Source organism: Burkholderia sp. Ac-20384 (genome assembly GCF_017104605.1).
Taxonomy (GTDB): Bacteria; Pseudomonadota; Gammaproteobacteria; order Burkholderiales; family Burkholderiaceae; genus Burkholderia; species Burkholderia lata.
The window spans coordinates 1-7338 of record NZ_JAAGPE010000388.1; the positions used below are offsets into that span (position 1 = coordinate 1).

Sequence of the window (7338 nt, forward strand, 5' to 3'; positions counted from 1 at the left end):
CGCCGGCGCGCTGGCCGCGCCAATCGCCGGGCGCCTGGCCGACCATCACGGCCCCGAGCGCGTCACGCGCATCGGCATCGGCATCGCGACGGTGTCGTTCGCGTCGATGGCCGCCGCGCCGCTGATGTCGCCGCATGCGCAGCTCGTGCTGCTCGCGGTCGCGACGATCGGCTTCGACCTCGGCGTACAGGCCACGTTGATCGCACACCAGGCGATCGTCTACCGGATCGACCCCGCGTCGCGCAGCCGCCTCAACGCGGTGCTGTTCGTCGGCATGTTCATCGGGATGGCGGCCGGCGCCGCGATCGGCAGTTTGTTGCTCGCGCAACTGGGCTGGAATGCGGTGACCGCGCTGGCCGTCGTCACGTCGCTGGCTGCGCTCGCCGTGCGGATCTGGCGCCACTGAATTTCCGCGCCGCACACACCTGGCGGGCAGGCCCACAAGGGCTTGCCCGCCTTTTCTTTTATTTTCGATCGGCGCACGCATGACGCCGCGCAGCCCGGCAGATTCGTGCACATTCGGCATGAAAAACGCCCATCCCGCGCAAGGTCCGCACCGGCTCGAACGAATGTCCAGTTCAACCAATTATTTTTCCGGCGACCGTACGCATCGATGCGAAAACGTCGGACGATTCGATGCGCCCCGCCATGCGGCGCTCACCCATCCGGCCCCACCGCACAGCCCCGTTTTATCAGGGGATTCCCGGTATTTTTTCGCATTTTCTTCGAAATAACGGGTGACATACTTGCCCCCCGTTGCGCTCCGGTGCGAGCGCGCTTCCAGATCCTGCCGGCCGCATGCCATGCACTGCGGTCCGCCGGGGTCGCACGACATGAACAATTTCGACACTACGATCCAGATCTTCCTCACCCACATCACGTTCGGTCCGCTGATGAATCACGCGATCCGCGTGATTGCGGGCCTGTACACCTTCAAGGGCTTCGTGCTCATCCCCGTGCTGTGCTGGCTGTGGTTCCAGCCGGGCCCGAACCGCGAGCGGCAGCGCGAGCTGGTCGTCGCGACAATCGCAAGCGGGCTCATCGCGCTCGCGTTCGGCCGGCTGCTCGCCCAGGTGCTGCCGTTCCGCGTGCGGCCGATCTACAACCCCGACCTGCACCTGCACTTCCCGTCCGCAGGACTGCGCGCAGCCACGCTGCAGGCATGGAGTTCGTTTCCGAGCGATCACGCGATGCTGTGGATGGCGATCGCCACCGGCATCTTCATCATCGCGCGCCGCGTCGGCGTGCTGGCACTGGTGTATGCGGTCGTGTTCATCTGCGTGCCGCGCGCGTATCTCGGCTTTCACTACCCGACCGACCTGATCGCGGGCGCCGCGATCGGCATCGCGATCGCGTGGCTGCTGACGCGCGACCCGATCCGCTCGCGCTTCGCGCCACAGGTGCTGGCGGCGATCCGGCGCTTTCCCGCGCCGGCCTATACGCTCGCGTTCCTGCTGTGCTTCGAGTTGATCACGCAGTTCGACGAACTGCTGACGCTCGCGCAGTCGGCCACCCACACGATGTAACGGGGAGACGCCGCGATGCTGCCGCTGCTTACGTTCCGCCGTCGCCCCGGCACGCGCTGCCGGCCATGCGCGGCATCCGCGCGCCGCGCATCAGCCGCGCCGGTCAGTCGCGATCAGGCGCACCCAGCGGAAAGAACGAGCGAAACGGCCGCGCCTCGTCGACCGCGCGCGCGAACGACGGCCGCGCCAGCAGACGCCGACGGTACGCAATCACGTTTGCGAACGACGGATCGATCCGGTGCGTCCAGTCCGCGTAGAACAGGAACGGCGCCGCGCCGCAGTCGGCGAGGCTGAAGCGGTCGCCGGCCGCCCATTCGCGATCGGCCATCTTCTTGTCAAGCCACGCATACGACGTGTCGAGCATCGCACGCGCATCGGCGACACCGCGCGCATCGCGCTCGGCTTCCGGCCGCAGCGCGTCGTGCACGACCTTCTGCTGCGGCGTCGACACGTAGTTGTCGAAGAAACGATCCATCATCCGCACCTCGAGCGCCGCGTGCGGATCGTCGGGCAACAGGCGCACGGGGCCCGGATGGTTCAGGCCGAGATACTCGATGATGATCGATGCCTCGACCACCGTGCGGCCGGCATCGACGAGCACCGGAAAGCGCTTCAGCGGCCACAGTGCGGTCAGCTCCTGCATCGGCTTCGGATCGTCGTGCGCGAGCACGCGATACTCGAACGGCGTGCCGTTCTCGTACAGCGCGGTCAGCACCTTCTGGCAGTAAGACGAAAAGGGATGGGCGTATAGCGTCGGCATCATCGTGCGGTCTCTCAGGGTTTCGGCACCGCGCGATGCGGCGCCACGTGATCGGATACCTTGACGACGAACGGCACGCGGCCGTTTCGACAGCGGCACGGAATTTTTTTGTAGTACGACTGACTCGGACCGCTACGACCGACCGTCCATCACGACGCGGCCTTCGGCACGCCAGCGCAGCATCCCGCCTCCTAGATTCGCCACCGTATCGAAGCCGGCCTTCAGCAGAATGACGGTCGCCTGCGCGGATCGCCCACCGGCCCGGCACACGGTCACGACCGGCCGGTCGCGCGCGATCTCGCCGGCGCGTGCGGCCAGTTCGCCGAGCGGAATCGGCGTTGCGCCGGGCAGGTGGCCGAGCGGGCCCGTGAATTCGTCCGGCTCGCGCACGTCGACGACCTGCACCGCCGGCAGGTGATCCTCGAGCCATTGCGGATCGATTTCCCAGAACCCGGCGAACGTATAGACGAGCGGCGCCCAGTCGGGCGCGGCCTGCACATCGGGCGCGTTCGCGGCGACGCCGCACTGCAGGTTCGCCGGCACCGCGACGTCGATCTGGCGCGGATGCGCGAGCCCGAGGTTGCGCATGTAGCCCGCAAAATCGTCTTCGCTCAGATCGCCGCCGAGACGCGGATTGAAGCGCCGCTCCTCGCCGACGCTCGTCACCGTGAGCCCGCGATAGTCGTGCGCCGGATACAGCAGGCACGCGGCCGGCAGCGTGAAGAGCCGGCCGTGCACCGCGCGATACAGCGCGCGCGGGTCGCCCTGCTGGAAGTCGGTGCGGCCCGTGCCGCGGATCAGCAGGCAATCGCCGGTGAACGCCATCGATTCGTCGTCGAGCACGAGGCTGATGCAGCCGCTCGTGTGGCCGGGCGTCGCGCGCACGGTCACGTAGCGCGCGCCGAACGCGCAGCGGTCGCCGTCGTTCAGGTAGCGATCGGCGCCCTGCGCGCCGCTCGCGGCCGAGATCGCGATCGTGCTGCCCGTGCGCTGCTTCAACAGCCACGCGCCCGTCACGTGGTCGGCATGCACGTGCGTGTCGACGGTCGCGACGAGCCGCAGCCCGAGCTCGTCGAGCAGCGCCGCGTCGCGGCGCACCTGCTCGAACACGGGGTCGATCAGCACCGCTTCGCGCGACGCGCGGTCGGCGAGCAGGTACGTGTACGTCGACGATTGCGGGTCGAAGAGTTGCCGGAAGATCATCGCGAAGTCGCTCCGTCGCGGGTGGATGCTTGTTTGATGTGTGCTTGCTGCCGTCGTCCGGCCCGCGCCGCGACTGCCGCTGTCGCGCGGGCCGCCCCGTCGTGGTCCTGCAGGGCCGGCATCCGGCCGGCCCGGCGCGTCAGCTCGGTTGCGTCACGTAGCGCAGGTACGGCTTCAGCGTCCGGAAGCCGTCCGGATACTTCTGCTTCGCCGCATCGTCCGACACCGACGTCGGAATGATGACATCGTCACCGGGCTTCCAGTTCACCGGCGTCGCCACCGTATGCTTCGCGTTGAGCTGCAGCGCGTCGAGCAGGCGCAGCACCTCGTCGAAATTGCGCCCTGCGCTCATCGGATAGACGAGCATCGCCTTGACCTTCTTGTCCGGGCCGATGATGAAGACCGAGCGCACGGTCGCGTTGTCGACCGCCGTGCGCGGGCCGCCGCTCGCATTCGGATGAATCATGTCGTACAGCTTCGCGACCGTCAGCTCGTCGTCGCCGATCAGCGGATAGTTGACCGCGTGCCCCTGCGTTTCAGCGATATCCGCCACCCACTTCCGGTGATCGCTGACCGGATCGATCGACAGCCCGATGATCTTCGTGTTGCGCTTGTCGAATTCCGGCTTGAGCCCGGCCATGTAGCCGAGTTCGGTCGTGCACACCGGCGTGAAATCCTTCGGATGGGAAAACAGGATCGCCCAGTGGTCGCCGATCCATTCATGAAAGCGGATCGTTCCCTCGGTGGTCTCCGCGGTGAAATCGGGCGCGTCCTCGCCTAGTCGAATCGACATGTTCGTCTCCATCAAGTGGGAATCGTCACGACGCCGGCGCCGCGGCTTGCGCGCGACGCGCGAACGTCCGCGCGCGAAGTGCCGGCATGGCACATGCCGGGTTCCACGCGTTCATATAGCCTAGTTCAAAATGCGCGCGCCACCGGCATGCGGCGTGCGACATTCCGTCGTGCCGTGGCCGATTCCGACGACGAATGCGATGCGGCAGGACGTTGCACCGCACCCGGTCGCCGGGACGCACTGACTTACACTACCGGCTGTTCTCGTCTTACGTTCACAGGAATTCCACCGACATGTCGATGACGATCGATCCTAAGCAGGCCGCCGCGCTGCTGGCCGTCGCCGACACGGGCAGCTTCGAGCAGGCGGCCGTACGGCTGCACGTAACCGCATCCGCCGTCACGCAGCGGGTCCGCGCGCTGGAGGCGAGCCTCGGCACGCCGCTCGTGCTGCGCACGCGGCCGTGCCGCCCGACGGTGGCCGGGCAGCGCGTGCTGCAGCACCTGCGCCGCGTCGCGCTGCTGCAGGCCGACCTGCAGAGCACGCTCGCGACCGAGCGCGAATCGCCGATCTCCGTCACGATCGCGCTCAATTCCGACAGCCTCGGCACGTGGTTTCTGCCGGCACTGACCTCCGTGCTCGCGGGCGAGCGCATCCTGTTCGAGCTGATCGTCGAAGATCAGGACCACACGTTCGCGTTGCTCGAAAGCGGGATGGCGGTCGGCTGCGTGACGACCGAGCCGAAGCCGATGCGCGGCTGCCTCGCGACGCCGCTCGGCACGATGCGCTACCGGCTGCTCGCGGCCGCCGCGTTCGCGGTGCGCTGGTTTCCGCGCGGGCTGAACCGCACGAGCGCGCGCAAGGCGCCCGTCGTCGCGTATTCGCGGCGCGATACGCTGCAGTCGTCGTTCCTGAAGGAGAAGTTCGGGTTGCCCGAGGGCGCGTACCCGTGCCACTACGTGCCGGGCACGCATTCGCATTTCGCGGCGGTGCGGCACGGGCTCGGCTACGCGATGGTGCCGGAACCGCTGATCGGCAGTGCGCCGCTCGACGCGCAAGGGCTCGTCGATCTCGCGCCCGCGCATCCGACCGACGTCACGCTGTACTGGCACGCGTGGACCGTGCAGTCGCCGACGATGGCGTCATTGTCCGAGCGGGTAGTCGAAGCCGCGCGCCGGCTGCTCGCGCCGCTGCCGTGACGCGCGTGTGAGCGACACCGTCGACGCGGTGGGCGGTGGGCGGTGGGCGGTGGGCGGTGGACGGTGGACGACGCGGTACACCTGGCGACGAGAATCCCCGCCGCGCCGCCTATACTTTTTCCATCGGCCTCGCGCACGCGCCGCGCGGCCGATCACGCACATCCGGCCGCGCCCTTTCCCGCAAGGAGAACATCATGTCTCGCCGCTACATCGATTGCCGCGAGTTTCCCAGCGCGATGAATTGCTCGGTCGCGATTTCTGCCGACTCCGATAACGAATTGCTGGAGGCCGCCGTGCAACATGCGGTCCTGGTGCACCAGCACACCGACAGCGCCGAACTGCGCACGCAACTGCAAGCGCTGTTCCGCGACGGCACACCGCCCGCCGATGCACCCCGGCAAGCGTAATCCGCCGGCTCGCCCGATATCGACAGACGGGTTGCCACGTCGCCCCCGTCGCCTCTCCACCTCCTGCTTCGCGCCACATCGGGCCGGCGTCCCCGCCGGCCGGCGCATTCCACCTTACGCGCGGCGCTGCGCGAAATACGCACCGACCGCGTCGATGAACGTATCGATATCCGCGCGCGACACGTCGCAGTGCGTGACGAAGCGCGACGCGTACAGCATCTGCGTGAGGATCCCGCGCGCCTTGAGCCACGCCTCGAGCGGCGCGCAATCGGCTTCGGGGAATTGCGCGAACACCATGTTCGTCGCGTGCGACAGCACCTTCACGGTGTCGATGCGCGCGAGGCCTGCGGCGAGATGCGCGGCGTTCGCGTGATCGTCCGCGAGCCGCTCGACATTGTGGTCGAGCGCATACAGGCAGGCCGCGGCGAGAATGCCCGACTGCCGCATCGCGCCGCCGAGCACCTTGCGCCAGCGCTGCGCGCGCTCGATCAGCGCGCGGTTGCCGACCAGCACCGAGCCGACCGGCGCGCCGAGCCCTTTCGAGAAGCAGATCGACACGCTGTCGAACGGCGCGCTCAGCTCGGCGATCGAACGGCCCGACGCGACGGCCGCGTTGCACACGCGTGCGCCGTCCAGATGCAGCGACAACCCGCGGCTGCGCGCGAACGCGGTGGCTTCCTGCACATAGCCTTCGGGCAAGACCTGGCCGCCGATCGTGTTTTCGAGTGCGAGCAGGCGCGTGCGGGCGAAGTGATTGTCGATCGGCTTGATCGCCGCGGCGATCTTCGCGAGCGGCAGCGTGCCGTCCGGCGCGTTCTCGATCGGCTGCGGCTGGATGCTGCCCAGCACGGCCGCGCCGCCACCTTCGTACTTGTAGGTGTGTGCGAGCTGGCCGACGATGTACTCGTCGCCGCGCTCGCAATGGGCCATCAGCGCGGCCAGGTTGCTCTGCGTGCCGCTCGGAAAGAACAGGCCGGCTTCCTTGCCGGCCCGCTCGGCCATCACCGCCTGCAGGCGCAGCACGGTCGGGTCGTCACCCCATACGTCGTCGCCGGTTTCGGCGGCAGTCATCGCGGCCAGCATTGCCTGGCTCGGACGTGTCACGGTATCGCTGCGTAAATCGATCATCGCTGAATCCTGAGTAAACGCGGACCGGAACCGATGCGCCCGGCCCTGCCGAAACGAGACTCAGAGTGTACGCAATTCACGCAGCGTGTGTGTACCGGCGATCGATGCGCGCATGGCGCACTTGGCGCGCCATGCCGCACGACGCCGCCCGGGCTGCCGTCAGTAACGCGGCGGCGGCGGCTGAACGCCCGCCGGCGGCATCGGCGGCGCCGCACGCGGTGCGCCGCCATATCCGCCACCGCCATACCCGCCACCGCCGCCACCGCCGCTCATCCCGCCCGGCACCGGCACGCGGTTGCCGGTTGCATACATGCACTGCAGG

8 protein-coding genes are annotated in these 7338 nt (G+C 68.1%); 4 read left to right on the plus strand and 4 right to left on the minus strand.

Annotated elements, in window-relative coordinates; all coding sequences use genetic code 11:
* A partial coding sequence (locus G3O00_RS37845; protein WP_206146065.1) for an MFS transporter occupies positions 1–406 on the plus strand: 406 nt, incomplete at its 5' end.
* 427 nt (positions 407–833) lie between these two features.
* Positions 834–1526 carry a phosphatase PAP2 family protein gene (locus tag G3O00_RS37850; protein WP_174933188.1) on the plus strand — a complete coding sequence of 231 codons (693 nt, stop codon included), beginning with the start codon at positions 834–836 and terminating at the stop codon, positions 1524–1526.
* Between the two features lie 103 nt (positions 1527–1629).
* Here G3O00_RS37850 and G3O00_RS37855 read toward each other — a convergent pair whose 3' ends face one another.
* From G3O00_RS37855 to G3O00_RS37865, 3 genes are all read right to left on the minus strand, one after another.
* Positions 1630–2289, minus strand: a complete 660-nt coding sequence (locus G3O00_RS37855) for a glutathione S-transferase family protein (protein WP_206146066.1) — start codon at positions 2287–2289, stop codon at positions 1630–1632.
* A gap of 129 nt (positions 2290–2418) precedes the next feature.
* On the minus strand, positions 2419–3489 hold the full coding sequence (locus G3O00_RS37860; RefSeq protein WP_206146067.1) for an MBL fold metallo-hydrolase: 1071 nt from the start codon (positions 3487–3489) through the stop codon (positions 2419–2421).
* Positions 3490–3628: 139 nt separating this feature from the next.
* Positions 3629–4282: a peroxiredoxin gene (locus tag G3O00_RS37865; protein WP_011353795.1), complete on the minus strand. Its 654-nt coding sequence runs from the start codon at positions 4280–4282 to the stop codon at positions 3629–3631.
* Positions 4283–4575: 293 nt separating this feature from the next.
* Between G3O00_RS37865 and G3O00_RS37870 the strand changes: the two genes are divergently transcribed.
* Together G3O00_RS37870 and G3O00_RS37875 are read left to right on the plus strand one after the other, a co-directional pair.
* Entirely contained in the window at positions 4576–5481 is a 906-nt protein-coding gene (locus G3O00_RS37870) for an HTH-type transcriptional regulator ArgP (RefSeq protein WP_011353794.1), read from the plus strand.
* Between the two features lie 194 nt (positions 5482–5675).
* Positions 5676–5888: a DUF1059 domain-containing protein gene (locus G3O00_RS37875; RefSeq protein ID WP_011353793.1), complete on the plus strand. Its 213-nt coding sequence runs from the start codon at positions 5676–5678 to the stop codon at positions 5886–5888.
* 114 nt (positions 5889–6002) lie between these two features.
* On the opposite strand, the gene ltaE is transcribed toward G3O00_RS37875, so the two are convergent.
* Positions 6003–7016 carry a low-specificity L-threonine aldolase gene (gene ltaE / locus G3O00_RS37880; protein WP_206146068.1) on the minus strand — a complete coding sequence of 338 codons (1014 nt, stop codon included), beginning with the start codon at positions 7014–7016 and terminating at the stop codon, positions 6003–6005.
* Positions 7017–7338 lie beyond the last annotated feature (322 nt).

Excerpts from the sequence above, each read along its gene's own strand:
- G3O00_RS37850 (WP_174933188.1), top strand. The coding sequence starts at position 834 with ATGAACAATTTCGACACTACGATCCAGATCTTCCTCACCCACATCACG.
- G3O00_RS37855 (WP_206146066.1), bottom strand. The coding sequence starts at position 2,289 with ATGATGCCGACGCTATACGCCCATCCCTTTTCGTCTTACTGCCAGAAG.
- G3O00_RS37860 (WP_206146067.1), bottom strand. The coding sequence starts at position 3,489 with ATGATCTTCCGGCAACTCTTCGACCCGCAATCGTCGACGTACACGTAC.
- G3O00_RS37865 (WP_011353795.1), bottom strand. The coding sequence starts at position 4,282 with ATGTCGATTCGACTAGGCGAGGACGCGCCCGATTTCACCGCGGAGACC.
- G3O00_RS37870 (WP_011353794.1), top strand. The coding sequence starts at position 4,576 with ATGTCGATGACGATCGATCCTAAGCAGGCCGCCGCGCTGCTGGCCGTC.
- G3O00_RS37875 (WP_011353793.1), top strand. The coding sequence starts at position 5,676 with ATGTCTCGCCGCTACATCGATTGCCGCGAGTTTCCCAGCGCGATGAAT.
- ltaE (WP_206146068.1), bottom strand. The coding sequence starts at position 7,016 with ATGATCGATTTACGCAGCGATACCGTGACACGTCCGAGCCAGGCAATG.